Below are 668 nucleotides of genomic sequence, written 5' to 3'. Positions count from 1 at the left end.
TGGCTTATCTCCCCAGCCATTTCCTCAAACGAGCCAAGATACAAAGATGATTAATGTATCCAATTTTTCGAAAAATAACCTTATCAGTAACATGATACGTAGTGAGGGCAGTCAAGCAAAAAATGGTGATCGTGTTGTCATGATAGGTGAAGACATTACTGCAGACGCTGCTAAGAGTGTTCTTATTGGTGATAATTTGACGGTGCAGTTTTTATCTCCTACTAATGGTCGGCATTTGGGATGGAGCACTGTTGTCGGTTATAATGCGCAAGTCCGTAGAGGTGGTACCGTTGCCATTGGTAACGATACACTAATAACAAAAGATGGGGTTCAGGGGATTGCTGTTGGTCCTTATGTACGAGTAGAGCAGCGAGGTGCTCTGGGATTGGGTTATGGGGCAAATGGGACAGGAGAGACGAGTATTGCTATAGGTTATGCATCGCAAGCTATGATGAAGGGTTCTATTGCAATAGGCTCTCCGCAGCGTTTGAACCCTTTAAAAGATGATGATCCAATTAGCGAGTTCGCAGGCCTTAAGCAGACCAAGGCACTCGGTGAACATGCGATAGCTATAGGTACTGAAGCATCTGCACTTGCTAAGATGTCTATGGCATTGGGGGTAGAATCACAAGCAGAAGCGGAATCAGGGGTTGCTTTAGGAGCACATT

Annotated in this window: 1 pseudogene; it reads left to right on the top strand. The window is 44.9% G+C overall.

What is annotated here, in order from left to right:
- Positions 1-91: 91 nt before the first annotated feature.
- Positions 92-668 (top strand): annotated as a pseudogene (locus J7R07_RS07965) (Vomp family autotransporter); the annotation flags it as partial.

Origin of the sequence: Bartonella phoceensis (assembly GCF_902825145.1) — a bacterium.
Lineage (GTDB): Bacteria > Pseudomonadota > Alphaproteobacteria > Rhizobiales > Rhizobiaceae > Bartonella > Bartonella phoceensis.
The sequence above is the reverse complement of the archived record's forward strand: the minus strand, read 5'-3'. Positions and strand labels throughout refer to the sequence as shown.